This is a genomic window from Pigmentiphaga litoralis (genome assembly GCF_013408655.1).
GTDB classification, from domain to species: domain Bacteria; phylum Pseudomonadota; class Gammaproteobacteria; order Burkholderiales; family Burkholderiaceae_B; genus Pigmentiphaga; species Pigmentiphaga litoralis_A.
This window is the reverse complement of record NZ_JACCBP010000001.1, coordinates 2,436,359-2,462,280: the sequence shown is the minus strand read 5'-3', so window position 1 is coordinate 2,462,280 and position 25,922 is coordinate 2,436,359. Positions and strand designations below refer to the sequence as shown.

The 25,922-nt window shown below is 66.3% G+C and carries 25 protein-coding genes; 17 read left to right on the top strand and 8 right to left on the bottom strand.

Annotation, left to right across the window (positions count from 1 at the left end):
- Positions 1-5: 5 nt before the first annotated feature.
- Genes HD883_RS11030 through HD883_RS11020 form a run of 3 tightly spaced genes read right to left on the bottom strand, consistent with a single transcriptional unit; the run spans position 6 to position 2,517 of the window.
- Positions 6-716, bottom strand: a complete 711-nt coding sequence (locus HD883_RS11030; protein ID WP_179585585.1) for a glutathione S-transferase — start codon at positions 714-716, stop codon at positions 6-8.
- Positions 717-747: 31 nt separating this feature from the next.
- The gene (locus HD883_RS11025) at positions 748-2,040 is read right to left on the bottom strand and encodes a DUF445 domain-containing protein (protein ID WP_373563430.1); all 1,293 of its coding nucleotides are present in this window, start codon (positions 2,038-2,040) and stop codon (positions 748-750) included.
- Positions 2,041-2,049: 9 nt separating this feature from the next.
- Complete coding sequence (locus HD883_RS11020) at positions 2,050-2,517, bottom strand: CreA family protein (protein WP_179585589.1); 468 nt, start codon at positions 2,515-2,517, stop codon at positions 2,050-2,052.
- Positions 2,518-2,716: 199 nt separating this feature from the next.
- On the opposite strand from HD883_RS11020, the gene HD883_RS11015 reads away from it, so the two are divergent.
- The 5 genes from HD883_RS11015 (at position 2,717) to HD883_RS10995 (ending at position 8,516) form a co-directional block, all read left to right on the top strand.
- On the top strand, positions 2,717-4,447 hold the full coding sequence (locus HD883_RS11015) for an MFS transporter (RefSeq protein ID WP_179585591.1): 1,731 nt from the start codon (positions 2,717-2,719) through the stop codon (positions 4,445-4,447).
- A gap of 25 nt (positions 4,448-4,472) precedes the next feature.
- Positions 4,473-5,606, top strand: coding sequence for an HlyD family secretion protein (locus HD883_RS11010; protein WP_179585593.1), 1,134 nt, complete (start codon positions 4,473-4,475; stop codon positions 5,604-5,606).
- Positions 5,606-7,042 carry an efflux transporter outer membrane subunit gene (locus tag HD883_RS11005; RefSeq protein WP_179585595.1) on the top strand — a complete coding sequence of 479 codons (1,437 nt, stop codon included), beginning with the start codon at positions 5,606-5,608 and terminating at the stop codon, positions 7,040-7,042. The genes HD883_RS11010 and HD883_RS11005 overlap by 1 nt, the downstream gene beginning before the upstream one ends.
- Positions 7,043-7,138: 96 nt before the next feature.
- Complete coding sequence (locus HD883_RS11000; RefSeq protein WP_179585597.1) at positions 7,139-7,435, top strand: ArsR/SmtB family transcription factor; 297 nt, start codon at positions 7,139-7,141, stop codon at positions 7,433-7,435.
- Positions 7,436-7,460: 25 nt separating this feature from the next.
- A complete protein-coding gene (locus HD883_RS10995) occupies positions 7,461-8,516 on the top strand; it encodes an alkene reductase (protein WP_179585599.1) in 1,056 nt (351 codons plus the stop codon).
- A gap of 30 nt (positions 8,517-8,546) precedes the next feature.
- On the opposite strand, the gene HD883_RS10990 is transcribed toward HD883_RS10995, so the two are convergent.
- Positions 8,547-9,698, bottom strand: coding sequence for a sensor histidine kinase (locus tag HD883_RS10990; protein ID WP_179585601.1), 1,152 nt, complete (start codon positions 9,696-9,698; stop codon positions 8,547-8,549).
- Positions 9,683-10,405 (bottom strand): response regulator, encoded by a 723-nt coding sequence (locus tag HD883_RS10985; RefSeq protein WP_179585603.1) that lies wholly within the window; start codon positions 10,403-10,405, stop codon positions 9,683-9,685. The genes HD883_RS10990 and HD883_RS10985 overlap by 16 nt, the downstream gene beginning before the upstream one ends.
- 219 nt (positions 10,406-10,624) lie before the next feature.
- On the opposite strand from HD883_RS10985, the gene HD883_RS10980 reads away from it, so the two are divergent.
- From HD883_RS10980 to HD883_RS10945, 8 genes are read left to right on the top strand one after another with little or no spacing between them, the layout of a single operon-like run.
- Positions 10,625-12,067 (top strand): TolC family protein, encoded by a 1,443-nt coding sequence (locus HD883_RS10980; protein WP_179585605.1) that lies wholly within the window; start codon positions 10,625-10,627, stop codon positions 12,065-12,067.
- Positions 12,064-13,200, top strand: coding sequence for an ABC transporter permease (locus HD883_RS10975; RefSeq protein WP_179585607.1), 1,137 nt, complete (start codon positions 12,064-12,066; stop codon positions 13,198-13,200). Before HD883_RS10980 ends, HD883_RS10975 begins: the two co-directional genes overlap by 4 nt.
- An 11-nt stretch (positions 13,201-13,211) precedes the next feature.
- A complete protein-coding gene (locus tag HD883_RS10970; protein ID WP_373563429.1) occupies positions 13,212-14,021 on the top strand; it encodes an ABC transporter ATP-binding protein in 810 nt (269 codons plus the stop codon).
- Entirely contained in the window at positions 14,021-15,046 is a 1,026-nt protein-coding gene (locus HD883_RS10965) for an efflux RND transporter periplasmic adaptor subunit (RefSeq protein WP_179617609.1), read from the top strand. The genes HD883_RS10970 and HD883_RS10965 overlap by 1 nt, the downstream gene beginning before the upstream one ends.
- Positions 15,039-15,710, top strand: coding sequence for an MtnX-like HAD-IB family phosphatase (locus HD883_RS10960; RefSeq protein WP_179585613.1), 672 nt, complete (start codon positions 15,039-15,041; stop codon positions 15,708-15,710). The genes HD883_RS10965 and HD883_RS10960 overlap by 8 nt, the downstream gene beginning before the upstream one ends.
- Positions 15,707-16,546: an alpha/beta hydrolase gene (locus tag HD883_RS10955; RefSeq protein WP_179585615.1), complete on the top strand. Its 840-nt coding sequence runs from the start codon at positions 15,707-15,709 to the stop codon at positions 16,544-16,546. The genes HD883_RS10960 and HD883_RS10955 overlap by 4 nt, the downstream gene beginning before the upstream one ends.
- Positions 16,547-16,601: 55 nt before the next feature.
- Positions 16,602-16,970 carry an EamA family transporter gene (locus HD883_RS10950; RefSeq protein ID WP_179585617.1) on the top strand — a complete coding sequence of 123 codons (369 nt, stop codon included), beginning with the start codon at positions 16,602-16,604 and terminating at the stop codon, positions 16,968-16,970.
- Positions 16,970-17,425, top strand: coding sequence for a DMT family transporter (locus HD883_RS10945; protein WP_179585619.1), 456 nt, complete (start codon positions 16,970-16,972; stop codon positions 17,423-17,425). Before HD883_RS10950 ends, HD883_RS10945 begins: the two co-directional genes overlap by 1 nt.
- Here HD883_RS10945 and HD883_RS10940 read toward each other — a convergent pair.
- The 3 genes from HD883_RS10940 to HD883_RS10930 are packed head-to-tail and all read right to left on the bottom strand — an operon-like array spanning position 17,415 to position 20,763.
- Positions 17,415-18,242: an arginase family protein gene (locus tag HD883_RS10940; RefSeq protein ID WP_257022479.1), complete on the bottom strand. Its 828-nt coding sequence runs from the start codon at positions 18,240-18,242 to the stop codon at positions 17,415-17,417. The two genes, HD883_RS10945 and HD883_RS10940, sit on opposite strands and share 11 nt — an antisense overlap.
- 59 nt (positions 18,243-18,301) lie before the next feature.
- Positions 18,302-19,396, bottom strand: a complete 1,095-nt coding sequence (locus tag HD883_RS10935) for a GNAT family N-acetyltransferase (RefSeq protein WP_179585623.1) — start codon at positions 19,394-19,396, stop codon at positions 18,302-18,304.
- Entirely contained in the window at positions 19,393-20,763 is a 1,371-nt protein-coding gene (locus HD883_RS10930) for an aspartate aminotransferase family protein (protein WP_179585625.1), read from the bottom strand. The genes HD883_RS10935 and HD883_RS10930 overlap by 4 nt, the downstream gene beginning before the upstream one ends.
- A gap of 186 nt (positions 20,764-20,949) precedes the next feature.
- On the opposite strand from HD883_RS10930, the gene guaD reads away from it, so the two are divergent.
- The 4 genes from guaD to HD883_RS10910 all read left to right on the top strand — a co-directional run bounded on the left by guaD (position 20,950) and on the right by HD883_RS10910 (position 25,915).
- Positions 20,950-22,371, top strand: a complete 1,422-nt coding sequence (gene guaD / locus HD883_RS10925; RefSeq protein WP_179585627.1) for a guanine deaminase — start codon at positions 20,950-20,952, stop codon at positions 22,369-22,371.
- A gap of 54 nt (positions 22,372-22,425) precedes the next feature.
- On the top strand, positions 22,426-23,328 hold the full coding sequence (locus tag HD883_RS10920; protein ID WP_179585629.1) for an alpha/beta hydrolase: 903 nt from the start codon (positions 22,426-22,428) through the stop codon (positions 23,326-23,328).
- A gap of 213 nt (positions 23,329-23,541) precedes the next feature.
- Complete coding sequence (locus tag HD883_RS10915; protein ID WP_179585631.1) at positions 23,542-24,960, top strand: circularly permuted type 2 ATP-grasp protein; 1,419 nt, start codon at positions 23,542-23,544, stop codon at positions 24,958-24,960.
- 1 nt (position 24,961) lies between these two features.
- Positions 24,962-25,915, top strand: coding sequence for an alpha-E domain-containing protein (locus HD883_RS10910; protein WP_179585633.1), 954 nt, complete (start codon positions 24,962-24,964; stop codon positions 25,913-25,915).
- Positions 25,916-25,922 lie beyond the last annotated feature (7 nt).

Genomic DNA, 25,922 nt, shown 5'->3' with positions numbered 1-25,922 from the left:
AAAGCTTACGCTTCGTCGAGTTCCGGGTAGTGGCGGAAAATGCCGTCGCCGTAGGGCAGGCGGCGGTCGCTCTTGAAGTAGTCCTGCAAGGCGTCCAGTTCCGCGACCTTGCGGTGCAGGGCCATCACGCGCGGATAATTCTTGCCGACGTGCGCCAGCCGTTTCGGAAAGGCGAACTTCAGGCCATCCACCAGAATGAACAGCGACAGGTCGGCATAGGTCCAGTCCGTGCCGCCCGCCAGCCAGTCGCCCTGGGCTTCCAGCACGCGTTCGAAATAGCCCAGGTATTTGGGGATGCGGTTGCGGCGAAAGCTGTAGGCCTTGCGTTTGGCTTCGGGCTGCTGGTCTTCGTAATACATCGACGAGTCGATAGGGTGGTGCACATCGTGGACTTCCGCAACCATATCCGCGATCGTCAATTGCAGCTGGTTGACCCACAGCTTGCCGGCCGTATCGGTAGGCGCCAACCCGTGCTTTTCGCCCAGGAACAGCAGGATGTTGGCGGTCTGCGCGATGGTGAGCTGACCGGCAACCAGATAGGGCGGCGCAAACGGCGGATGCGGCCGGTCGCGCGCCATGTCATCGACCAATGCGTTGTCGTCGACGTCGGGCCCACGCGCGCGCTCCACGTACGGAATGCCCGCGCCTTCCAGCGCCAGCCGCACGAATTCGCCGCGGCCGGGAATGCCGTCCCAATACCAGAGTTCATATTCCATCACGTCCTCCTTGTCGGATGATGGCAAGGGATCAGCGCAGCCATACCGTCACGGCGTGGATGAGAAGTCCCACCAGCCCACCCACCAATGTTCCATTGATGCGGATGTACTGCAGATCCTTGCCGATGTTCAGTTCGACCTTGTCGACCACTTCTTCATCTTTCCATTCCTTGACCTTGTCCGAGATCAGCGCACCGATGCGGGGCCGCAGGCGGTCCAGCACGCCCGGGACCCGCGCCATCAGCTGCGTGTTGATCCAGTTGCGCATGGCCGCGTCTGCGGACAGGGTCGCGCCGGCATGCACCAGCACCGACGTCACGCGGCCGTGCAGCCGCGAATGTTCCGCCGCCAGGTCCCGTTCGATCCAGGCCTTGAAGTCCGTCCAGAGGCCTTCGACGTAGCGCCGCAGTGCCGGATTGGCGGCCATCTGTTCCTGGTACTGACGAATGGTCGCCTTGAGTTCCGGATCGTCTTCCAGCCGCGTCGCGAAGCTGGCAATCGACGCGTCGAACCGGATGCGCAGCGGATGTTCCGGGTTCTCGTCCACCGCGATCAGCAGCTCGCGCACCGAGTCCAGCGCACGTTCCAGCAGATAGCGTGCCGTGGACGCCTTGATCTTGTCAAAATACAGCGGCACCTTGGTCGCCAGCTGATCGACCAGGCTTTCCTTGATCTCGGGCTGGCTGATGAACTGGTTCAGGCTTTTCAGCAATTGATCCAGAATGGCCTGGTGGCGGCCTTCGTGGGTCAGGGCCTGCAGCACCTTGCCGCTGAGCGCCGACAGGTCCAGTTCGCGAAACAGATTCGACAGATTGCGGTCCAGGAACTGCCGCACCGCGCGGTCATCCAGGGCTTTCAGCGCAAGCAGCAAGGCCTGGCGCACGGTGTCGGCCAGCACGCCCGCATTGGCCGGCACGGCCAGCCAGGCGGCCAGGCGGCTGGCGGGGTCCAGCGATTGCACCATGGCCGCGATGCGCTCATGCGCAAAGAACTCGCCTTGCACGAACGCGCCCAGGTTGTCGGCAATGCGCGCCTTGTTGCGCGGAATGATCGCCGTATGCGGGATGAAGCGCAGGCCCAGCGGATGACGGAACAGCGCCGTCACCGCGAACCAGTCGGCAATCGCACCGACCATGGCCGCTTCGGCAAAGGCGGCCACATAACTCCATGCCGGATGCCGTGTGTCCAGCACCGTTGCCGCCGCATAGATTGCGGTGACCACGAAGAACATGCCCGTGGCAATCCACTGCATGCGCCGCAGTTGCTGGCGCTTCAGGTCGTCGGCAGCGGAAGGGGAGAGCGGCGCGGTGTCGGCGGGCTGCACAGGCAAGGCTTACTTGACGGGGATGGGGGTGGCGCGGTCGACCGGCACGGCGGTAACGCCGTTCTGGGGTGAACCTTCAATGACCCGATCCGAATACGTCAGGTAGACCAGCGTGCTGCGCGACGCGTCGACCATGCGCACCACACGCAGCTTCTTGAACAGGATGGACAGGCGTTCGTTGAACACTTCTTCCTGTTTTGGCAGGGTGCCGCGGAAGGCGATCGGGCCGACCTGACGGCATGCGATGGACGCCTCGGCCTTGTCTTCGGCCAGGCCCAGTGCGCCCTTCACGCCGCCGGTCTTGGCGCGCGACACGTAGCAGGTCACGCCTTGCACCTTGGGGTCGTCGTAGGCTTCGACCACGATCTTGTGATCGGGACCGATGAACTTGAAGACGGTGTCGACCTCGCCCACGGTTTCTGCATGGGCGGCGCCCGACAGGGTCAGGGCAAGAAGAAGCAGCAGGTGGCGTTTCATACGTTTATCCGATAAGGCGGCCGCAGCGGAAGCAGAGGCCACCCTGCATCAGAGCACAGCCGTGCCAGGGGCGCGACACGAACTGCTACAAAGTTATGCAAGCGGTTATGGCCCGCGGTGGATGGCCGCCGGGATTATCTGGCGTAATACAGGGCCTGCCGCTGTGTTCCCCTGCACCGTTACCTGACCCATCGACTGCATGGCCTCGACCAACCCTTACGCCCCCAGAGACTGGCTGCCGCACGAACGGCCCATGCTGCCGGGCTCGCCATCGAGTCCGCTGCATTCCCCGCCCAAGCGCGCGGCCTATGCGATCGTGGGGTTCATCGTGGCGATGACGGGTGGCCTGGGCAATGCGCTGGTGACGGCCAACCTGCTGAATCTGCAGGGCTCCCTGGGCGCCTATGCGTCAGAAATGGCCTGGCTGCCGGCCGCCTATGTCATGACCAATGTGTCGATGAACATCCTGCTTGTGAAGTTTCGCCAGCAGTTCGGCCTGCGCCTGTTCACCGAAGCCTTCCTGCTGTTGTACGCCCTGGTGACGTTCGCTCACCTTTTCGTGAACGACCTGGGGTCCGCCATCGCGGTGCGGGCGGCGCACGGCATGGTCGGCGCCGCACTGACGTCGCTCGGTCTGTATTACACGCTGCAGGCCTTTCCCGCCAAACACCGGCTGAAAGGGCTGGTGCTGGGACTGGGGTTCTCGCAACTGGCGCTGCCCCTGGCCCGCATCTTTTCGTCGGAGCTGCTGGAGTTTGGCGAGTGGCGGGGGCTGTATTTGTTCGAGCTGGGGCTGGCCCTGCTGTCACTGGCCTGCGTGCTGGCGCTCAAGCTGCCGCCCGGCGACCGGATCAAGACCTTCGAGCCCCTGGATTTCCTGACCTTCAGCCTATTCGCACCGGGCGTCGCGTTGCTCTGCGCGGTGCTGTCACTGGGCCGCTTCGGCTGGTGGACCGAGACGGCGTGGCTGGGGTGGGCGCTGGCCGGCGCCATCGTGCTGATCACGGCGGGCTTTGCGGTCGAGCATCATCGCGCGCGCCCCTTGCTGAACACCCGATGGTTGACGAGTGCAAGCATCATCCGGCTGGGCGTGGCGATCACGCTGATCCGTATCGTGCTGTCGGAACAGGCCACCGGGGCCGTCGGTTTCCTGACCGCGCTCGGCATGGCGAATGACCAGATGCAGGGGCTGTTCGGTGTGGTGCTGCTTGGGTCCGTGGCCGGACTGGCCGCCAGCGCAATGACGATCCATCCGAAACGGATCGCCATGCCCATTGTCGTGTCGTTGATCCTGATGACTATCGGTGCACTGATCGATGCGCATGCCACCAACCTGACCCGGCCGGCGAACATGTATGTGAGCCAGTTCCTGCTCGGCTTTGGCGGCACCTTCTTTCTGGGCGCGGCCATGCTCAGCGGCATGAGCGGCGTCATTGCCGAGCCGCGCAACCTGATCAGCTTTTCGGTGCTGTTCGGCATGGCCCAGAACCTGGGCGGCCTGCTGGGTGCAGCGCTGCTGGGCACGTTCCAGATCGTGCGCGAAAAATTCCACTCGAGCATTCTGGTCGAGTCGTTGACGCTGCAGAACCCGCTGGTGGCTGCGCGGATACAGGGCAGCGCGGGCGCCACGTCGGGGGTGCTGGCCGACCCGGCCCTGCGTGATGCCGAAGCGGTGGTGTCGCTCGGCGCCGCTGCCACGCGCGAGGCCAACGTGCTGGCCTATAACGATGTATTCCTGCTGATCGCGTGTATTGCGATCGGCACCCTGATCTGGGCCATGGTGCGATTGCTGATCAACCGCTATGCCCCTGCGCCCGTGGCGGCCACGGTGGCCGCGGCAGCGCCATCGTCCCCCGTCACGCCCCGCCGGCCGCCCCCTCCCGATGCCGAAGCCGGCATGGCGGTTGCGCCGATCGGCAATGCCGACTGATCCCGTACCTGGCTTTCCACCCACCATGAGCACACCCGCCCCGCCTTCCGCGATACCGCCCGCCGCTGCTGCCCCCCCGCCACCGCCTGCGCGCCGGTTCAGTGGCCGCCGGGCGCTGTCGCTGTCTCTTTTCGCGGGCATCGCGATCATCGGTGTACTGATCGTTCTGTATGCATGGCGGCTTCCGCCATTCACAAGCGGCGTGCAAAGCACCGAGAACGCCTATGTACGCGGGCAGGTCACGCTGATCGGCCCGCAACTGAGCGGCTACGTGGCCGAGGTGCGGGTGCAGGACTTCCAGCGCGTCAAGGCCGGCGACCTGCTGGTGCGGATCGATGACCGCATCTACAAACAGCGCCTGGACCAGGCGCTGGCGCAACTGTCAGCGCAGAAAGCCGCGCTGGCCAACGCGCTACAGCAGCGCCGCCGCGCCGATGCCGTCATTGCGCAGAATCGCGCGGCCATTGCGAATGCCGACGCGCAGGCGGCACGTTCCACCGCGGATCTGCGCCGGGTCGAAGAACTGGTGTCGGATGGTTCCCTGTCATTGCGCGAACGCGACCAGACCCGTGCGGCGCACGCGCAGGCCGCGGCCGCGGCAGAGCAGGCAAGGGCGGCGCTGGAAATTTCGCGCCAGGATCGCGAAACCGTGGTCGTCAATCGCGGGTCGCTGGAGGCTGCGGTGGAAGCCGCGCAGGCCGCCGTGCAACTGGCCGAGATCGACCTGTCCAACACCCGCATCGTCGCGCCGCGGGATGGCCTGCTTGGCCAGGTGCTGGTGCGGCAGGGCGCCTATGTGAACTCGGGCGCGCAACTGATGGCGCTGGTGCCCGAACAGGTCTGGGTGATTGCCAATCTGAAGGAAACGCAGATGGCGCAGGTGCGGCTGGGGCAGGCCGCCACGCTGCAGATCGACGCCTTGAATCGGGCGAAGCTGACCGGGCATGTCGAACGCATATCGCCGGCCACGGGGTCGGAGTTCAGCGTGCTGGCAGCCGACAACGCGACGGGCAACTTCGTGAAGATCGCGCAGCGCATCCCGGTGCGCATCCGCATCGATCCGGACCAGCCGCTGGCCGACCGGCTGCGGCCCGGCATGTCGGTGGTCGCCAGCATCGACACGGCCAGCGTCCCGGTCGAAACGGAGGCGCCGCGGTGATGCGGGGTAGCCTTGAAAGTACCGGCCCGGCCACGGTGTCCGCCGCTGTGTCCGCCGCCCTGACCGCCACCGTCATCGCCGCGCTGGCCACGCTCCTGTCTGCCTGCACCGCGCCGCCGCAACCGCCGCCGGCATCGACCCTTCAGGTGCCCGCTGATTGGCGCACCCGCGTCGGCCCTTCAGCGCCGATCGAAGCGGCATGGTGGACGGCGTTTGGTGACCCGGCGTTGAACGCGCTGGTGGATAGGGCCCTGGCAGGCAATGGCGACCTGCGGGTGGCCCGCTCGCGCATGGAAGAATTTCAGGCGCGGCTGCGGATCGCGCAGGCCGCGCGCTACCCGACGCTGGACCTGTCGGTGTCGCCGTCGCGCGCCCGATCGCTCAGTGCACTGGGTGTCGATCGGGAACTGACGGTCTATCAGGCAGGCGTGCAGGCAGCCTATGAAGTCGACGTATGGGGCCGCATCGCCCGGCTGACCGAGGCGGCGTTTGCCGACGCCGAAGCGCGTCAGGCCGCCGCCGATGCGGCAGCCCTGTCGGTGGCCGCGTCCGCTGCGTCCGGCTACCTGACCCTGCGTGGCCAGGATGCGCAATTGGCGCTGGCGCAGGCCACACTGGAAACGCGCCAGCGCTCGCTGGATTTTGCGCGCCGGCAGTTCGAGACCGGCTACAGCTCGCGCCTGGAATGGCTGCAGGCGCAGTCCGAATACCGCGCCACGGCCGAGACCATTCCGCAGCTGCAACGCGCCATCCAGCAGCAGGAAAACGCCCTCAGCATCCTGATCGGCGCCAATCCGGGTCCGATCCCGCGCGGCCCCGCGCTGGGCGACATCCGGATGCCGCCGCTGCCCGATGGCCTGCCGTCCGAACTGCTGCGCCGCCGCCCCGATATCTTTCAGGCGGAACGCGCCGTGGTGGCGGCCGACGCCAGTCTGCGCGCCGCGCGCGATCAACTGCTGCCGTCCTTGCGCCTGACCGCGACCGCCGGTGTGCAAGGCTTCACGCTCGACCAGCTGTTGAACAACCCCTTCACCTTGTGGTCGATCGGCGGCAGCGTGCTCGCGCCCCTGTTCGAAGGCGGGCGGCTGCGGGCACAGACCGAGGTGTCGGCGGCCGTGCGCGACCAGGCAGTGTTTGCCTACGAGTCGACCGTGCGCAATGCCTTTTCCGAAAGCAACAACGGGCTGGTTGCCGTGGAACGCTTGCGCGAGCAGGAAGTGCAGGTGGCCGAACGGCGTGCCGCCGCCGCCGAAGCCCTGCGGATTGCGGTCAACCGGCAGCGCAATGGCTACGCGTCGTACCTGGAAGCGCTGGACGCGCAGCGCACGCTCAACACGGCCGAAGTCAGCCTGCTGCAGATCCGCACCAACCTGCTGACGGCCGAAGTCGACCTGTATCGCGCCATGGGCGGCGGCTGGACGGCGCCGGGCAGATAAGCTTGCTTACCAACGCCAGCTGGCGTTGCGCCGGCCAATATCGTAAAGTATCGATATTAGGTTTGTGTTTTCCCGATATTTACTTTGCTGACACCCATGGACATCGACGCCATCCACAAGGCGCTGGCCAACCCGGTCCGGAGACAGATCCTGGCTTGGCTCAAGACGCCCGAAGCGTACTTCGCAACGCAGGAACATCCGCTGGAATTCGGCGTGTGTGCCGGCATGATCGACGATCGCACGGGCCTGTCGCAGTCGACCGTTTCGGTTCACCTGGCGGCGCTGTTGCGCGCCGAACTGGTGACCTCGCGACGCGTTGGCCAATGGGTCTTTTTCAAGCGGAATGAACCTGTCATCCAGGCGTTCCTTGACCACATGAACAGCGATTTCTGATCGCCGCGTTTTTACTGGATACCTCATGCCTACCCTGTTCGACCCGATCACCGTTGGTGACCTGACCTTGCGCAACCGCATTTTCATGGCGCCGCTGACCCGCTCGCGCGCCGTCGGCGAAGGTCGCGTCCCCAACGCCCTGATGAAGCAGTACTACGAGCAACGTTCCAGCGCCGGACTGATCCTGTCCGAAGCCACCGCCGTCACGCCGCAGGGCGTGGGGTATGCCGACACCCCGGGCATCTGGTCCGACGAGCAGGTGGAAGGCTGGAAGCAGATCACCGACGCCGTGCATGCCAAGGGCGGCACCATCTTCCTGCAGCTGTGGCACGTGGGCCGCATTTCGGACCCCATCTTCCTGAATGGCGAACTGCCCGTCGGCCCCAGCGCCATTGCGCCAGCCGGCCACGTCAGCCTGGTCCGTCCCAAGAAGGAATACGTGACCCCGCGTGAACTGTCGATCGACGAGATCCCGGGTGTCGTGGCGGCATTCCGCAAGGGCGCCGAAAACGCCAAGCGCGCCGGTTTTGATGGTGTCGAGATCCACGGCGCCAACGGCTACCTGCTCGACCAGTTCCTGCAGGACGGCGTGAACAAGCGCATCGACGCCTACGGTGGCTCGGTCGAAAACCGCGCCCGCCTGATGCTGGAAATCACCGATGCGTGCATCGACGTGTGGGGCGCTTCGCGTGTCGGCATGCACCTTGCGCCGCGCAGCGACTCGCACGACACCAGCGACTCGAACCTGGGTGCAACCTTCGGCTATGTGGCCCGCGAACTCGGCAAGCGCAAGATCGCGTTCATCTGCGCTCGCGAATCGCTGGACTCGCCGCGTCTTGGCCCGCAACTGAAGGAAGCCTTCGGCGGCATCTATGTGGCCAACGAAAAGTTCACGCAAGAAGACGCCCAGCGCACGCTGGACGCCGGTGAAGCCGACGCGGTTGCATTCGGTCAGCTGTTCATCGCCAATCCCGATCTGCCGAAGCGTTTCGAACTGAAGGCCGAACTGAACGCGCCCAAGCCCGAAACCTTCTACGCACCGACCGCGGAAGGCTACGTGGACTACCCGGCGCTGGGGTGAGCCCGAGGGCCCTCGGGGTCCTTTTTTCCCTCAGGCCGCCGGCAGGGCTACCCGGAAACGGGTGCCGCCCTCGGCCGGCCGTTCTGCAGTCACTTGGCCGCCTTGTTGGATGACGAGGGTCTGCACGATGGCCAGGCCCAGTCCCGACCCGCCGGTCTCTCGCGATCGCGACAGATCGGTGCGGTGAAAGCGCTCGAACAGATGCGCCACCACATCTTCGGGCAGACCGGGGCCACGATCGGTCACGGTCAGCACGGCCTTGTCGTCGTGCCGATGCACCGCGATTTCCAGCCACTCGCCGCTGGCCGCATACCGCAACGCATTTTCTATCAGGTTGGACAGGATCTGGTTGATCCGGTCCGGGTCGGCGTTCGCGTGGACCGGCACGATGTCGGTCCGGTATTCCGCGCGTACGTTGTGATCGGCGATGCGGCCGGCATAGGTCGACAGCAACTGCGCGCAGGCCGCGCTCAGGTCGATATCGCTGCGATGCAGGGACAGCCGGCCCGCGTCCGCCAGCGACAGGGTATGCACGTCGTCGACCAGCCTGCCCAGGTGCTCGACCTGATCCAATAGCCGCCGCAGTTCCTGCGGCGTTCCGGGAATCACATCGTCGTAGATCGCATACAGGCGGGCGCGCAGCACGGCCAGTGGCGTGCGCAATTCATGCGAGATCGCGGCCGCCGTGGCCCGTCGTTCCCGCTCCAGGTTTTCCAGCGAGTCCGTCATCAGATTGAAGTCGCGCACCAGCTCGGCCAGTTCGCCGCGCTGCCGGACGGGTTGCGCGCGTACGCCCAGGTCCCCAAGCGCCACCCGATTGGCCGCTTGCGCAATTGAATTGAGCGGCTGCGTCACCACCCGTGACAGCCAGAAGCCCGCGGCCAGACCGGCCGGCAGGCAGAGCAGCAGGGCCATGAATAGCAGCCAGGTCTCGTCCAGCCAGATACTGTTGCGGCCATGTTCGCGAAGGATTTCGTCAAAGCGCGCCGAGTTGCGGTCTTCCACTTCTTCGATCCGGGCCAGTTCGGCCGACGCGGTCTTCGGCAGGCTGCGATGCAGCCATCCTTCCTGAAGCTCGGAATACAGCAGCAGGCTGCCCATCACCAGGCCGAAGGTCACGACGATGGTGCCGGCCATGTAGAGGCCGAAGCGGACCCAGATGCGGTCTAGGACTCGGGCCACAGCCGGTATCCGATGCCGCGCACGGTGTCGATCATGTCGCCGCAGCCGCCCACTTCCAGCTTGCGGCGCAGCTTGCTCAGATGCGAGTCGATGACCCGGTCCAGCGCGTCGCTTTCCGGCAGGCAGGCCTCCACCAGGTCGGACCGCGTGAAGCAGCGCCGCGGCTGGTTCGCCATCGTTTCGAGCAGCTTGTATTCGGTCAGGGTCAGCGGCAGGGGCCGGGTCGTGCCGTCATCGTCGCGCACCGACGCGGCGTGGGCTGATCGATCGATCTGCAGGCGTCCGACGCGCAGCATGGACGGCCGCTGCTGCCCCGCCGCCGCAGTGCGCCGCAGGACCGCCCGCACGCGCGCCACGACTTCGGCGGGATTGAAGGGTTTGACGACGTAGTCGTCGGCGCCCATACGCAGGCTGACCAGCTTGTCCACGTCGTCGGCCATGGCGGTCACCATGATGACCGGGGTATCGCTTTCGGCGCGGATGGTTTTCAGCACATCGACGCCATCGATGCCCGGCAGCCGGATGTCCAGCAACACGATGTCGGGCCGGTTCTGCCGGAAGTTCTGCAAGGCGGTCAGGCCATTGTCGGCATGTTGCGTCCGCAGGCCATCGCGCTGCAGATAGGCGACCAGGATGTCGGCAAGACTGCCTTCGTCTTCGACAACGAGGACCAGCCGGTTGAGATGGGAAGCGTCGGGGTTGGTCATGGGCGGGCTGTTTGTCGAGTCTTGTTTTGCGCCGATTATCCGCCTTGTTATCGCCTTCGCGACAACATTTCTCTGGCTGGGGCCTCTCCACACAGTCTCCACATAACCTGCACCGGCGGGCAAGACAAGGGATCGACAATCCGGCCACTTGCCGTCCGCCCCAGCCGGGACGGGGCAGCATCCGCCCCTGGTGGCGGCTCTGGATTGGACCCGCCTGTCGTGCCTTTACGCCGTCCCCTGATGTCTTGCCTTGCGGCGTGCGCCGCCGCGGCCGGTATGGCCGGGTGCATGGGCGTGCCGATCCCGCCGCTGGATCGCAGCGTGCCGGCGGCATGGAGCGAAGCGGATCCGGCGCTTGCCTTGCCGGCGGGGCCCGACCTGCGGACGTGGTGGACCGCGTTCAACGACCCGGCGCTGAACACGCTGGTGGACCAGGCGCTGGCGCAGAACCTGACGCTGGCCGAGGCCGGCAGCCGGGTGCGGCAGGCCCGGCAACTGTCGCAGGGCGTGACCTCGTCCTTCCTGCCGAGCCTGTCGGCGGGCACGCGCAGCGTCCAGCCGCCTTCCGCGCAAGACACCTATCTGCAGGGCAGCCTGGATGCGATCTGGGATCTGGGCCTGTTCGGCGCGCGCGAAGGCGCCACCCAGCGCTACCGGGGCGGGATCGATCTGGCGCTGGCCGAAGAGCAGGCCGCGCGCGTGACGGTGGTGGCCGAGGTGGTGCGCCATTATCTGGACTTGCGGGCGGCGCAGGAGCAACTGGCGCAGGGTCAGGCGCAATTGCGGCTGGATGCCCGCAGCCTGGCGCTGATCGATGCCCGCATCGATCACCGGCTGGCCGCTGCGGGCGAACGCGATGCCGTGGCGCTGCGCCAGGCACGGACCCGTGCGTCGCTGGCCGATCCGATGGCGGCGCAGTCCGCGGCCGCGCACAGCCTGGCCGCGTTGCTGGGACAGACGCGGCCGGATCCGGCCTGGATGTCGCCTGCTGGCCAGCCTGCGCTGGCGGTCCGGTCGATTGCACAGGTGCCCGCGGACTTGCTGCGGGTGCGGCCCGAGATCCGCCGCGCCGAAGCCGATGTGGCCCAAGCCGCGGGCGAACTGGGCATTGCGCGATCCGAACTCTATCCCCGCGTGGCGCTGGGCGCGTCCTATCTGGTGTCGTACAACCTGACCCGCTCGCCGAGGTCGCGCTTCAACACAGGGGTCGCGGCCGGCCCGATCATCGATCTGCCTCTGTTCGACTGGGGCCGCCGTCAGGCCGGCGCCGCCGCGAAGCGGGAAGCGCTGGACGCCGCCGTGACGGCCTACCGGCAGGCTGTGCTGGAGGGCGTGGCCGACGTTGAAATCGCCCTGGCCGCGCTGCAATTCCAGACCGAGCGCGTCGCGCAACTCGAGGACGCCCGCCAGACTGTCGCACGGCAGCGGTCCACCCATCAATCCCTGGTCGGGCTGGGCCTGGCCAGCGACTTCGATGGCCTGGACGACCAGCAGGGCGCGTTGTCGGCCGACCAGGATCTGGTGGTCGCCCGGGCGCGCCGCAACCTGGCCTTCGTGACCCTGTACAAGGCGCTGGGCGGCGCGCCGCTGCCGATGGACGGGGCGGCAACGCCACCACCGGACGCGGCGTCGCCACCGCCCCACGACGAGGCTGCCTCATGATCGCGCTCGCCCGCAAGACCCTGGTGTATGAATGGCGGCGCTTTCTGCCCGCGGTGCTGGCGATCGCCTTTTCGGGGGTGCTGCTGACGGTGCAGGCTGCCCTGGTGCTGGGCATTTTCGGCAGCGCGTCGGTGTATGTGACCGGGTCGACAGCCGACCTGTGGGCCGGTTTCCCGGGCACGCAAAGCGTGAACTTCGGCCGGGCCATCAGCCCCGATGTCGAGGTGCGCCTGCGCATGGATCCGGACGTGACCGCCGTCGAACCCTATGTGTGGGTGGAAGGCGACTGGCGTGACCGGGGCAATACCGGTGGCGGCGTGCCGGTGTTCGTGTCGGGCATCGAGACGCGTGCCGACGCGATGATGTTCGCGCGCCTGATCAAGCCGGCCACGCGCCGCAAGCTGGCTGACCCGGGCGCCGTGGTGGTGGACCGGGCCGACCTTGCCTCGCTGGGTGTGGATGACGGGGCGACCGCGTGGATCAACGGCCAGCGCGTGCACGTGGTCGCGACCGTCGCGGGCTTGCGTGCTTTGGGCGGGGTCAATGTGCTGGCGTCGATCGACACGGCCCGCATGCTGGATGCCGCCGACGCGGTGCCGGGCAGTGCCACCTATTTCGTGGCCCGGGTGCGCGATCCGGCCAAGGCCGACGCCGTGCGCCAACGGCTGGTGCCCGACGCCGCCTTCGGCCCGTTCGAAGTCTGGACCGCCGATGCGTTCGCCACGCTGTCGCAGCGTTACTGGATCTTCGATACCGGGGCAGGGGTGGCCGTGCTGTTCATGGCGGGGATCGTCTGCCTGGTCGGCGCGGTCATTACCAGCCAGTCGTTGATGGCCATGGTGGTGGCATCGGCCCGGGAATACGCCACGCTCAATGCCTTGGGTGCGAGCCTGTCCGCGCTGAGCCGGGTGGTGGTGGAACAGTCGTGCTGGATCGGCGGCCTGGGGCTGATGGTGGGCGGCCTGGCCAGCGCGGCCTTGCTGTCGATCGCGGCCAGCCGCGATGTGCCGGTCGCCTTGAATGTGACCGTGGCGGCGGCGTGCGCCGCGCTGGTGATCGTGCTGGCCCTGGTGTCAGGTCTGATCGCGGTGCGCGGCCTGTCGCGTGCGGACCCTTCGATGTTGCTGCGGTGATTGCCATGCCTATCCAGACCGCATCGCTGCACGCACCTGCCAAGACCGGCTCCCGCCATCCGGCATCCCGTCAACCCGTGGCTCGCCTCCCGGCGCCCAGCCTGGAAGCGGTGGGCGTCAGCAAGTCCTTCCTGTCGGGCGTGGTCCGCATCCAGGTGCTGCAGCGGCTGTCGATCGCCGTGTTCCCCGCGGAACTGACGCTGATCTCGGGTCCGTCGGGCTGCGGCAAAAGCACGCTGCTGTCCTTGCTCAGCGGCCTGCAGGCTCCGGACGAAGGCGAGGCCCTGGCGCTGGGCCAGCGGCTGGGCAACCTGAGCAAGCGGGCTATTGAACGCTTTCGCCTGCATCACACGGGCTTTGTGTTCCAGGGCTTCAATCTGTTCCCGGCCCTGACCGCGTGCGAACAGGTCGAGCTGCCTTTGGGCTACCTGGGCATCTCGAGCCGCGAAGCGCGCCGCCGCGCGCGGGAAGCGCTGGACGACGTCGGCATGACGCATCGCGCCGACTGGCGTCCGGCGCAATTGTCGGGCGGTGAAAAACAACGCGTGGCGATCGCCCGCGCCTTGGCCAAGGCGCCGCAACTGCTGTTTGCCGACGAGCCGACCAGCGCGCTGGACGCGACCAATGGCCAGAACGTGGTCGACATCCTGCACCGTGTGGCGCGCACGCGCGGCACGACCGTGCTGTGTGTCAGCCACGATCCGCGGCTGGTGCGCCATGCCGATCGTGTCCTGACGATGGAAGACGGCATGATCCGTGGCGATTGGCGGCAGGGCGAGGCGCAGGGACAGGCCGCCGGCGTGATCAAGGAGGAGGAATGATGGCCCGATTCATGGCCCGCACGATGCGGTCGACGCTGCTGCGGGGCGTGTCCCCGGTCACGCGGCTGACGTGGCTTGGGGCAGTTCTTGGTCTGATGGCCCTTGGCGGTCTGGCCGGATGTTCCGATGGGGCGTCGGCTGCGCCGACCGCGCAGACCGCGGGATCGGCGGCGGCCGCGCCCTCCGGGTCCAACGCCGCGGCCTCAGGCTCCAACGCCGCGGCGGCGTCCGCCCAGGTCGTCGCCATCGCGCGGGGCAAGGTCGATATCGATGGCGGGCTGCTCGATATCGCCGCCATGGCCGATGGCCAGGTTACCCACGTCGCGGTCAAGCCCGGCGATGCGGTCAAGCGCGGCCAGGTGCTGGTCCAATTGTCCGAACAATCGGCGCAACTCGATCTGGCCCTGGCCGACGCCGAACTGCAGCGCGCCACTGCCGTCGCGCAGTCGGACGCTGCCCGGGTGCCGGCCGCCCGTGACCTGGCCCGCCGCCTGGCATCCGCCGCGGCGCTGGGCGCGACCGACCGTCAGCGTGCTGACGATGCCGCGGCCACCGTGCAGCAGCTGGAAGCCGCCGTGCGTCTGTCGCGTGCCGACGCCGCCATCCAGAAACAGAAACGCGCGCAGGCCGCGTACGCGCTTGCGCAGCGCACGATCCACGCGCCGCAGAGCGGGCGGGTGGCGGCAGTAAGCACGCAGGCAGGTGCATGGGTTCGTGCGGGGCAGGCGGCGCCGCTGCTGGTGATCGTGCCTGACCGGCCGCTGATCGTGCGCGCGGAACTCAATGAAAGTTATGCCGCGCGAGTCAAACCCGGCATGCGCGCCGATGTGACGCTGGAGTCCAACGGCCGCCAGCAGGCGCTGCCGGCGCGCCTTATCCGCATCGCGCAGACCTATGGCGCAAGCCAGCTGTATGACGACACCCAGCCGCGCGCCGCGGTGCGTGTCATCGAGTGCGTCCTTGAATTCGACCAGCCGCCGGCCTTGCGCATCGGCCAAACCGTAAGGGTGAACTTCCATGAATGAAACTTGGCGTGTGCAGTGCGACTTCGACGGCACCATCAGCCTGGCCGACGTGACCGACTCGCTGCTGGAACGGTTTGGCCAGCCCGGATGGCATGAACTGGAAGCCGCCTGGGAGCGCGGCGACATCGGCTCGCGGGAATGCATGCGCGGCCAGATCGCGTTGCTGGACATGAGCGAGCACGAACTGGCGGCGCATCTGGACACCATCGCCATCGATCCGTTCTTTGTGGACTTCGTGCGCACGGCGCAGTCGCTGGGCCTGCCGGTCGAAGTCATCAGCGACGGCATGGACCGGGTGATCCGCAGCATCCTGCAGCGGCACGGCCTGGGCGATCTGCCGGTCAGCGCAAACCATCTGGTGCAGGTGGGCGAGCGGCGCTGGGCCCTGGAATCGCCCTACGCCAAGGCGTCGTGCACCCGGGCCAGCGGCACCTGCAAATGCGCCTGCCTGGCCGTGCATCACCAGGACGGCGCGGCAGTGCTGTTCGTGGGCGACAGCACGTCGGACTTTTGCGTGTCGGGCAAGGCAGACTATGTGTTCGCCAAGAGCCGCCTGATCGACTACTGCGAAGCCGAACGCATTCCGTTCGCGCCCATCGCGGACTTTGGCGTGGCGCTGGCCTTGCTGGCCGACGTGATCGAACCCGCCCGGATCTCGGCATGACCGACAACGAATTCCTGTTTCGCGGCGGGCGGGTGGGCGTACTGCTGATCCATGGTCTGACCGGCACCCCCAATGAAATGCGGCTGGTCGGCAAGGGCCTGCATCAGGCCGGCTACACGGTGCATGGCATGCAGCTGGCCGGTCACTGCGGCACCGAGGATGACCTGATCGCGACCGGCTGGCAGGACTGGTATGCCAGCGTGTGCGCCGCCGCCGACCGGCTTGCGGCCGACGTCGATCACTTCTTTGTGATCGGCCTGTCGATGGGCGCGTTGCTGGCGCTGAAGCTGGCGGCCGATCGGCCCGCCCAGGTCCACGGCGTGGGGGCGTACGCCACCATGTTCCGTCACGACGGGTGGAGCATGCCGTTCTTTACGCGGCTGTGTTTCCTGCTGCCCGTGTTCAAGGCCTTGGGCGTCGGGCGTCGCCGCAGCTTTACCGAGCGGCCGCCTTACGGCATCAAGGACGAACACCTGCGCAGCCGCATCGTGGCCAAGATGCAGGGCGGCGACAGCGCCGCGGCCGGCCTGCCCGGCAATCCGTGGTATGCCGTGGCCGAGATGTATGCGCTGTCGGCCGCGGTCCGCCGGCAGCTGCGCGACATCCGCTCGCCTTGCCTCGTGGTGCATGCGACGCAGGATGACGTGGCCAGCGTGCGCAACGCGGCGCTGATCGCGCGGCGGGTGCATCGGGCCAGTGTCGAAACGGTGCTGCTGAACGACAGCTACCACATGGTCACGATCGACCGTCAACGCCGCACCGTGATCCGCCGGTCGGTCGCGTTCATCGATCGCGTGGTGGCCGCGCGCGAACCCGCGCTGCGCGCCGCGGCGTGATGAACGCTCCGCTAACGAACGCTCCAATACCGAACGCATCCACTACGGGCATGTCATGACGAGCACCTTGCCGCCGGTCGCATTGCTGGTGTGGATGGTCTGCGTGGTCGTCGATACGGGCGGCCAGCTGGCCTTCAAATATGCGGCGACCGACGCGATCGAAGGCGATGGCGTGGCCCGTTGGCGCGGCATGGCCCGCCGCCCCTGGCTGTGGCTGGGGCTGTCCTGCTATGTCGTGGAATTCGTTGCCTGGCTGGCCTTCCTGTCGCTGGTGCCGCTGTCGGACGGCGTGCTGCTGGGATCGATCAACATCGTGGCGATCATGCTGGCCGGACGCTATCTGTTCAAGGAACAGCTGTCACAGCTGCGGGTGGTCGGCATCCTGCTGATCACGGCCGGCGTCGCCATCGTCGGGTGGACCTGATGCGCCGCTTCTACCTGCTGGGCTTCCTGGTGTTGATGGGGTTCGATACCCTGGCGCAGGTCAGCTTCAAGCTGGCCGCCAACCACGCCTTGCCGATGGACCTGTCCGCGGCATGGCTGGCGCGCGTGGCGAGCGAGCCGTGGATCTATGGCGCGTTCGTGGGCTACATCGGTGCGTTCTTTACGTGGATGGCGCTGCTGCGTCATGCCCCCATCGGGCCCGCCTATGCCGCCACGCATCTGGAAATCGTCAGTGTCATGCTGTGCTCGGTGTGGCTGTTCGGTGAACACATCTCGGCGCTGCAAGGCGTGGGCGCGGTGCTGATCGTGGCGGGCATCGTGTGCCTGGCCATCGCGGAAAGCCGGCAGGGCGGGGCTGCGGTAAAGGATGACGGGGGCGCTGGCGCGTCGGCAGATGCCCTGCCTGCCGACGCGTCCAGCTCGATCAGCCGCTGACCGCCGAGATCCGCGCCACCAGCCGCGCATTCAACGCGTGCTGTTGTGCCTGCCACTGCGCCAGATCGCCGGCGGACACGGCAATGTCCTGTCCGTCGGCAGCGCTCAGCCACCGTTTCCATCGGCTGCGATACACATAGGACGAGACCTCGCCCGTGATGTCGCTGGCCACGATCTGCCCGCCCAGGCTATCGATCACCCGATCAACATGCGCTTCCAGCAGGCGGCCCTGATCCCAGTTGGTCCGCACGACATCCGTGCTGAACGCGTCCTTGTCGATGGAAAGATAGGTGGTCTCGGGCTGCCCGCGAAGCATGCCGTCGAACGCATCGATCATTGCGTCGACATGTTCGAACGACCGGAAGCCGCGCGCCACGCCGGCCCACTGCGCCCATCGCGTGTCCACCCCCACGCTCCAGTACGTCAGCTTGCCGCGGCGCAGCGGCGCCAGATAATTTTCCCAGCAGCTGGCCGCGCCGATGTCGGCGGATGTAATGCCCACCACATGCACGTGCGTTACCTCGGGCATCAAGGCCACGCGCCGCACCCACGATCCGCAGTGCACGCCGAACGGAAACCGCATGTTGTCCGGATGGTTGTCGAACACAACGATCCGGAACGGCTTGCCGTCAAGCCGCCGCCGCTGGCGTTCGATCAGGGGCCAGCTCACATGATGGAAGTCGCCGCTGCCCATCAGGACTGTGCCGTGCTCACGAGGCAACGCCGCCGCCAGCTGGGTCGACAGCGCGTCCATGACCCCCACGCGGCAGCCGAAACGGATCGCTTCCTGCCAGGTGCCCAACGCGATGCGGGTCATGCCGGGCAGGGCGCCGATCGACCCATCGAAGTCCAGTGCGACCGGCGTCCGGCGCGGCGTCACGATGCGGCTCCGGGGGGGCCGACAGTGGCGCGTCTCCCCGCGCTTTCCTTCCATTCCCGATCCGCCTCGAAGCGATGCGCAAAAGCACGCGCCAGCTTGCGCAGCAGGGGGTTGCGCACATACACCGCATGCCGCGTCGGCGTGAAGCTGGCGCCCAGTTCCGCCTTGACCTGCGGGTCGGTCCACCCCGCCACGTAGTGCGTCAATCCGCGCGCCAGGGCATGCTCCAGGTTCACGATCCAGCTCACGGCATACAGGTTGTGCGTGCGCGCCTGCGGATAGGCAAAGCCCACGTACTTGTCGATCAGCTTGCCGCCGTGTTCAAAGCACAGGTTGAAGCCGATCAGCTCGCCCGCATGCCGATATGCAAACACCATCCCGCCATTGCTCGCGTCCCGCAGCACGTAGGCAAAGAAGTCGCGCGACAACCGGTCGAAGTGGATCTCGCTTTGCGCATACACGTTCAGGTACAGCGCGTAATACGCGTCGATCACGGCGGGGTCGTCAAAGTTGGGGTCGCCGGTCTGTACCAGCGCCACGTCCAGATCGGTCCGGCTGCGCAGCTTGCGCCGGATATTCTTGCGCCGGCTGGCCGACAAGCGGGCTAGATAGGCATCGATCGACACGAAGTCGATATCGACATAGGCCAGTTGCTGGCCGGCCAGCAGCACGAAGCCTGCCCTGGCGCAGGCCTGCGCCAGGGCATCGGCCGCCAGGTTGCCTTGCGCGCCCAGCAGCGGCGAATCGCAGGGCAGATCCTTGACGACCAGCAGCCGAAAGCGCGCCGCCAGGGCGCGCCATGCCGCGACCCGCATCTGCGGCAGCACGCAAGGCGCCGCCGGCAGCGGCACGTATTCCGACACGGTGGTCCCGACAAACGCCGTGCGGATGCGCAGCCAGCGGCCCCACCACCGGTAGCCCGGCAGCCCCTTGACCTGCATCACCAGTGCCGGGTCGGCCGTGGTGAGCAGGTCGAAGTGCGCCGCAAACACCGGTTCGTGGCAGGGCGCCGGCAGCGTCAGCACGTCGAACCCTTCCGGCGGATGCCGCAGGAATGCCGACAGCAGGGGAGCAGGTTCGAGTGTCGTCACATCGCCCGTTTTGCGCGCGTCAGCAACTGATCCAGCAGCACCATGGCCTGGTCGATTTCGGCAAACGAGATCATCAGCGACGGGGCAAAGGTGATCACGTTCTTGTAGTAGCCGCCCACGTCCAGCACCAGGCCGACCTTCTTGCCCTGGTATTCCAGATCGCCCGACAGGCCGATGTCGACCATCTTGTCGAGCAATTCGCGGTTCGGCGCAAAGCCGTCTTCCTGGCAGATCTCGGCGCGCAGCGCCAGGCCCAGGCCATCGACATCGCCGATTTCCTTGTGCCGTTTCTGCAGGTCGCGCAAGCCTTCCAGGAAGTAGGCGCCCCGTTCCATCACCTGCCGGCCGAAGTTGTCTTCGGACGTCATGCGCAGCGTTTCAAGGCCGATCGCCGTGCCGAGCGGATTGGCCGCAAAGGTCGAATGCGTGGACCCGGGCGGGAACACCGTCGGGTTGATCAGTTCTTCTCGCGCCCACAGGCCGCCCAGCGGATTCATGCCGTTGGTCAGCGCCTTGCCGAACACGATCATGTCGGGCTTGACGTCGAAGTGCTCGATCGCCCACAGCTTGCCGGTCCGGTAGAAGCCCATCTGGATCTCGTCGATCACCAGCAGGATGCCGTACTGATCCAGCACCTTTTTCAGCGCCGGAAAGTAGTTGCGCGGCGGCACGACATATCCGCCCGTGCCCTGGATGGCTTCGGCGTAGAAGGCGGCGTATTCGCACTGTCCGGCCTTCGGGTCCCACACGCCGTGGTATTCGGTCTCGAACAGCCGGGCAAAGTCCTTGACCAGAAAGTCGGCGTATTCCTCGGCCGTCATGCCGGGCTTGCGGCGGAACGGGTAGGGGAAAGGAATGAAGTGCGCGCGGTCGCTGAAGTGGCCGTAGCGGCGGCGGTAGCGGTAGCTAGACGTGATGCTGGATGCGCCCAGGGTGCGGCCGTGGTAGCCGCCTTCGAAGGCGAACATCAGGCTTTTGCCATTCGATGCGTTGCGCACGATCTTGAGCGAGTCTTCGATCGACTGCGATCCGCCCACATTGAAGTGCACGCGGCCGGCATGGCCGAACTTGCGTTCGGCATCCTGCGCAATCGTCTTGGCCAGTTCGATCTTGGTCGGATGCAGGTACTGGCTGGCCACCTGGGGCAGCTCGTCCAGCTGCTTTTTCATGACGGCGGTCAGCCGCGGATTCTTGTAGCCGAAGTTGACGGCCGAATACCACATCTGCAGATCCAGATACGGCGTGCCCGCGGCATCGAACATATAGCTGCCGTCGCAGCCGGTGAAGATCTTGGGTGGGTTCACATAGTGGACCGTGTCACCGAAGGAACAATATTTGGCTTCGTCCGCCAGCATCGCTGCGCTCATCGAATCAACCCCGATTCAGGAAGGTGGGTGTCACCGCGGGCCCCCGAGGTGACGACTGGGCGCAGTCTGCTGCGCCAACCTTGCCCGGGCGTCGAGACTTTGTGTGCAACGTGTGGAGACGAATCTCTTCTACACTGGCCGCACTTTCGCCACGTCGCCATCGGCGCGCTTCATGAGGACACCGCCATGACTGTCACGGCATTGCGCAGCTCGGTCATTACCTTTCATCAGGACCCTTTCCTGGTCGACCCGGCCAGCAGCTACCGATATCTGGACGACGCCCTGGTCGTGATGGCGGACGGCAAGATCGTGTCGGTCGATCCCTATTCGGATGCCGCGGTGGATGCCGCGACGCAGGCCGCGGGGTCGGCTGTCACGGTCACGCACTATCCCGACAGCCTGATCTGCGCCGGCTTCATCGACTGCCACGTGCACTACCCGCAAACGCAAATGATCGGCGCATTCGGCGAGCAACTGCTGGAATGGTTGAACAAGTACACCTTCATTGCCGAACAGCAGTTTGCCGACAAGTCGCACGCCGATACCGTGTCGCGTGTGTTCCTGCGCGAGCTGCTGCGCTCGGGCACGACGACCGCCGCGGTGTACTGCACCGTTCACCCCGAATCGGTGGACGCGTTGTTTGAAGAATCCGAACGTTTCAACACCCGGATGATCGCGGGCAAGGTGCTGATGGACCGGCACGCGCCTGATGCGCTGCTGGACACCGCCGAACGCGGCTACGACGAATCAAAGGCCTTGCTGCAGAAGTGGCATGGCCGCGGCAGGCAGCTGTACTGCATCACGCCGCGGTTTGCCGCGTCGTCCACCGACGAACAATTGGCCGCCGCCGCGCGGTTGTGGAAAGAGCACCCCGGCACCTACATGCAGACCCATCTGGCCGAAAACACCGGCGAGATCGACTGGGTGCGCGATCTGTTCCCGCAACGTTCCAGCTATCTGGACGTGTATGACCATGCCGGCCTGACCGGTCCACGCGCCATCTTCGGCCACGCGGTGCACATGGATGATGTCGACTTCGCGTGCTGCCATCGCACCGGATCGGCGCTGGCGCATTGCCCGACGTCCAACCTGTTCCTGGGCAGCGGCCTGTTCAAGCTGACCGAAGCCAAGCAGACGGATCGGCCGGTCCGCGTGGGCATCGGGTCGGACATCGGCGCGGGCACCAGCTTCAGCACGCTGCACACCCTGAACGAAGCCTACAAGGTTTCGCAAATGGCGCAGGGCCGGCTGACGGCAGCGCATGCCTTCTACCTGGCGACGCGGGGCGGGGCCGAGGCCCTGTACCTGCAGGACTCGCTGGGATCGGTCGCGCCGGGGTACGACGCCGACCTGGTCGTGCTGGATCTGGCGCCGACGCCGCTGATCGCCTTCCGCATGGGCTTCACCCAGGACATCCTGGAAAAGCTGTTCGTGCTGATGACGCTGGGCGACGACCGGGCCGTCAAGGCCACCTACGTGGCCGGCGTGCCGGTTTACGACAGCGCGCGTGATGAAGCCTTTCACTATGCGCAGGACGCAGCGGTCACGGACGGCGGCGCCCCGGACCCCCGGCCCCACGACGCGTCGTTGCCGGGCATTCCAGGCTGAAGCGCGGCAGACTGATACGCTGCGGGCTGACACCCCGCAACTACCGGATACCGCATGCCCCTGTCCCCGACCCAGGCCTTCTGGCGCACCTGCCTGAAGGTGGCCTGTCTGTGCATCCCCGCCCTGATCGTGGCGGGCTGTTCCACCGTCCAGGCGATCAACGCCCTCGTCCCTGAAAGCGGGTTTACCCGCCAAGCCGATCTGTCCTACGGCCCGTCGCCCCGGCAATCGGTCGACGTCTATGTGCCGACCCGGCCGCCGTCCTCGGCCCTGCGTCCCGTCGTGGTGTTCTTCTACGGCGGCAACTGGGACAGCGGCCGCAAGCAGGACTACCTGTTCGTTGCCGAAGCCCTGACGTCGCGCGGCTACGTCGTGGTGCTGGCGGACTACCGCATTTACCCCGAGGTCCGCTACCCCGGCTTCATGGACGACGGCGCGGCGGCCGTGCGGTGGACGCTGGATCACCTGGCCGACTTTGCTGGCGATCCGTCGCGTGTCCACCTGATGGGGCATTCGGCCGGCGCCTATATTGCGGTCGACCTGGTCATGGATGATCGCTGGCTGGGCCCGCGCCGCGGTGCGATCCGCAGCGTGGTGGGCCTGGCCGGCCCCTATGACTTCCTGCCGCTGACCGATCCCACGCTCAAGATCATCTTCGGCACCGCCACCGACCTGCGCACCACGCAACCGATCACCCATGTCGATGGCAAATCGCCTCCGCTGCTGCTGATGTCCGGCCTCAAGGACACCACGGTCCGTCCGGGAAACTCCGAACGGCTGGCGGCGAGCGTGCGCGAACACGGCGGCCAGGCTTTCGAGCACTATTACCCGGGCCTGAGCCACGTCACCCTGATCGGCGCCCTGGCCAGGCCCACCCGCTTCCTCGGACCGGTGCTTGACGACGTAGCACGATTCCTGGATTCCGGTGAGCCCCCGGCGGGCGGCAATATTCCGTAATCATTTCGGCCCGGGATTTGCGCGTGGCGCCGGTAATTGTGTAACCAAGGTGGTGCTGCCCAGCTTATGATGAGGACACGTGGTGCAGGGGGACCGGCACCCACGCCTCCCGATGGTGCGCAGCTGTGGCAAAACGTGCATGGCGAACGGGTACGGCCTTTGCTTTAGTAGAAAAGTCACATTGCGCAGAGCGCGAAAGGCGAAAGGCACACGATGCGGTCTTACAACGAAATGCAGTTTGAAGAAGGTAAGGTCCGCCAGCATTACGAGCGCTTCGGCGCTTGGCTCTCCCGCCAGTCTCCCGAGACGATGGCGCGCAAGCGGGCGGAAGCCGACCTTGTTTTCCGACGTGTCGGAATCACCTTCGCGGTCGATGGGGACGCGGGCGGCACCGAAAGGCTGATCCCGTTCGACCTGATCCCCCGGATCATTCCGGGCGACGAATGGAGCCTGCTGCGAGACGGTCTCGCTCAGCGCGTCCGCGCCCTCAACATGTTCATCCACGACGTCTATCACGACCGCCGCATTGTCCGCGCCGGCGTGATTCCGGCCGAGCAGGTCTATACCAATGCTCAGTACCGTCCGGAAATGCAGGGCGTGTCGGTGCCGCGTGACATCTATGCTCACGTGGCCGGCGTCGACATCGTCAAGGCCGGCGGCGACAACGACGGCACGTTCTACGTGCTGGAAGACAATCTGCGCGTGCCCTCGGGCGTGTCCTACATGCTTGAAAACCGCAAGATGATGATGCGGTTGTTCCCCGAGCTGTTCGTGCAGAACAAGGTCGCGCCGGTCGCCCACTATCCCGACCTGCTGCTGGAAAGCCTGCGGTCGGTGGCGCCCAGCGGCGTCGACGATCCGACGGTCGTGGTGCTGACGCCCGGCATGTACAACTCCGCCTACTTCGAACACGCCTTCCTGGCGCAGCAGATGGGCGTGGAACTGGTGCAGGGGCAGGACCTGTTCGTCGACGACAACAGCGTGTTCATGCGCACCACGCGCGGCCCGAAGCGCGTCGATGTCATCTACCGCCGCCTGGACGACGACTTCCTGGATCCGCTTGCCTTCCGCGCCGACTCCGCGCTGGGCGTGCCGGGACTGCTGTCGGTCTATCGCGCCGGCCGGGTGGCGCTGGCCAATGCCATCGGTACCGGCGTGGCCGACGACAAGTCCATCTATCCCTTCGTGCCGGACATGGTCAAGTTCTACCTGTCCGAAGAACCCATTCTCAAGAACGTGCCGACCTGGCAGTGCCGCAAGCCCGACGAACTGTCGTACGTGCTGGCCAACCTGCCGGAACTGGTCGTCAAGGAAGTCCACGGCGCCGGCGGCTACGGCATGCTGGTCGGGCCGACCTCGTCCAAGGCCGAGATCGAAGCCTTCCGGGCCCGGCTCATTGCCCGGCCCAATGGCTACATCGCCCAGCCCACCCTTGCGCTCTCGTCCTGCCCCACCTTCGTGGAATCGGGCGTCGCGCCGCGCCACATCGACCTTCGCCCCTTCGTGTTGTCGGGCAAGAACGTGTCGATGGTCGCAGGCGGCCTGACCCGGGTGGCGCTGCGCGAAGGCTCGCTGGTGGTGAACTCGTCGCAGGGCGGGGGAACGAAAGACACGTGGATTACCGAGAAATAAGATGCTGAGTCGAACCGCCGATCATCTGTTCTGGATGGCCCGATACATGGAACGCGCGGAAAACACCGCGCGCATGCTCGACGTCACCCTCAAAGCCCTGCTGTTGCCGCAATCGGAAGAAAGCGCAACGCGCAGCCAACGCGCGGTCCTGGACATCTCCGAACTCGGCCAGGCATTTTCCGAGCGCTACGATGCGCTCACGCCCGAGAACGTGCTGCGCTTCATGGTCACCGACGCCGACAATCCGTCGTCCATCCTGCGCTGCCTGCAGGCGGCGCGTGAAAACGCCCGGGCCGTGCGCGGCGCGATCACGACCGAATCGTGGGAAACCATCAACCACACCTGGCTGGAATTCGGCAACCGCCTGGCCGACAACGGCTGGCTGCAGGATCCGAACGCACTGTTCGAATGGGTCAAGTTCCGTTCGCACCTGTCGCGCGGCGTGACCCTGGGCACCGCGCTGCAGGACGGCGCCTTCTACTTCACGCAGCTGGGCACCTTCCTGGAACGGGCCGACAACACGGCGCGGATCCTGGACGTTCGTTTCGTGAGCGGCGGGCGCGAAACCGGCACGGTCAGCGCCGCGCAATTGGACGACTTCTATTACTGGACGTCCATCCTGAGCTCGGTGTCGGCGCTGGAAATCTATCGCCAGGTCTACCGCGACGTGCTCGCGCCGGAACGCGTGGTGGAACTGCTGATCCTGAATCCGTCCATGCCGCGGTCGCTGCTGGCCTCGCTCGACGGCGTCGTGACCAACCTGGCCATGCTGACCACGCAGAACTCGATGGAATGCGAGCGCTACGCCGGCAAGCTGCGCGCCGAACTCCTGTTCTCGGACATTCGCGACGTGCTGGACCAAGGTCTGCACGAGTACCTCACCCAGTTCCTGGCCCGCATGTATGTGCTTGGCAACAAGATCAGCACGACGTTCTTGCTGCCGACGACGGTATAAGGGGCTC

Coding starts and splice junctions, on each gene's coding strand:
- HD883_RS10955 (WP_179585615.1), top strand. CDS start 15,707: ATGACCGACAACGAATTCCTGTTTCGCGGCGGGCGGGTGGGCGTACTG.
- HD883_RS11000 (WP_179585597.1), top strand. CDS start 7,139: ATGGACATCGACGCCATCCACAAGGCGCTGGCCAACCCGGTCCGGAGA.
- HD883_RS10975 (WP_179585607.1), top strand. CDS start 12,064: ATGATCGCGCTCGCCCGCAAGACCCTGGTGTATGAATGGCGGCGCTTT.
- HD883_RS11005 (WP_179585595.1), top strand. CDS start 5,606: ATGCGGGGTAGCCTTGAAAGTACCGGCCCGGCCACGGTGTCCGCCGCT.
- HD883_RS10940 (WP_257022479.1), bottom strand. CDS start 18,242: ATGACCCGCATCGCGTTGGGCACCTGGCAGGAAGCGATCCGTTTCGGC.
- HD883_RS10910 (WP_179585633.1), top strand. CDS start 24,962: ATGCTGAGTCGAACCGCCGATCATCTGTTCTGGATGGCCCGATACATG.
- HD883_RS10960 (WP_179585613.1), top strand. CDS start 15,039: ATGAATGAAACTTGGCGTGTGCAGTGCGACTTCGACGGCACCATCAGC.
- HD883_RS10920 (WP_179585629.1), top strand. CDS start 22,426: ATGCCCCTGTCCCCGACCCAGGCCTTCTGGCGCACCTGCCTGAAGGTG.
- HD883_RS10945 (WP_179585619.1), top strand. CDS start 16,970: ATGCGCCGCTTCTACCTGCTGGGCTTCCTGGTGTTGATGGGGTTCGAT.
- HD883_RS11010 (WP_179585593.1), top strand. CDS start 4,473: ATGAGCACACCCGCCCCGCCTTCCGCGATACCGCCCGCCGCTGCTGCC.
- HD883_RS10930 (WP_179585625.1), bottom strand. CDS start 20,763: ATGAGCGCAGCGATGCTGGCGGACGAAGCCAAATATTGTTCCTTCGGT.
- HD883_RS10965 (WP_179617609.1), top strand. CDS start 14,021: ATGGCCCGATTCATGGCCCGCACGATGCGGTCGACGCTGCTGCGGGGC.
- HD883_RS10995 (WP_179585599.1), top strand. CDS start 7,461: ATGCCTACCCTGTTCGACCCGATCACCGTTGGTGACCTGACCTTGCGC.
- HD883_RS10985 (WP_179585603.1), bottom strand. CDS start 10,405: ATGACCAACCCCGACGCTTCCCATCTCAACCGGCTGGTCCTCGTTGTC.
- HD883_RS10915 (WP_179585631.1), top strand. CDS start 23,542: ATGCGGTCTTACAACGAAATGCAGTTTGAAGAAGGTAAGGTCCGCCAG.
- HD883_RS10950 (WP_179585617.1), top strand. CDS start 16,602: ATGACGAGCACCTTGCCGCCGGTCGCATTGCTGGTGTGGATGGTCTGC.
- guaD (WP_179585627.1), top strand. CDS start 20,950: ATGACTGTCACGGCATTGCGCAGCTCGGTCATTACCTTTCATCAGGAC.
- HD883_RS11020 (WP_179585589.1), bottom strand. CDS start 2,517: ATGAAACGCCACCTGCTGCTTCTTCTTGCCCTGACCCTGTCGGGCGCC.
- HD883_RS11015 (WP_179585591.1), top strand. CDS start 2,717: ATGGCCTCGACCAACCCTTACGCCCCCAGAGACTGGCTGCCGCACGAA.
- HD883_RS11030 (WP_179585585.1), bottom strand. CDS start 716: ATGGAATATGAACTCTGGTATTGGGACGGCATTCCCGGCCGCGGCGAA.